This window comes from Bacillus pretiosus (genome assembly GCF_051294775.1).
Classification (GTDB): Bacteria; Bacillota; Bacilli; order Bacillales; family Bacillaceae_G; genus Bacillus_A; species Bacillus_A wiedmannii.
In genome coordinates this window covers 1-302 of the sequence record NZ_JBPPHF010000216.1, presented here as the reverse complement: position 1 = coordinate 302, position 302 = coordinate 1, and the positions used below count along the sequence as shown (strand labels likewise).

General features: G+C 30.1%; 1 pseudogene. It reads right to left on the bottom strand.

Annotation, left to right across the window (positions count from 1 at the left end):
• Positions 1-245 (bottom strand): annotated as a pseudogene (locus ACSG5Z_RS30585) (site-specific integrase); the annotation flags it as partial.
• Positions 246-302 lie beyond the last annotated feature (57 nt).

Here is a 302-nt window from a genome sequence, read left to right as displayed (position 1 = left end):
ACTTTTGTATTTAAATAAATATCTTGTTTGAATTTTTCATCTTTCACAGGAAGAGAATAGAACTCTTTAACAGTTCAATCTTCATTCAATACCTCTTCAAATTTCATACTAAGTAGTTCAGTGATCTTTAATCCAGTGTTAATTCCAATAACAAATAAAAGATAATCTCGCTGCGAATGCTCTTTTAAATACTTTTTCATAGCCTCAATGTGGCTTATATCTTTTAATGCCTCTACAACTTCCATACATGTATCTCCTCATCTTATGAACGGTAATTTTCTCATTATCCTGTCCATTTTACC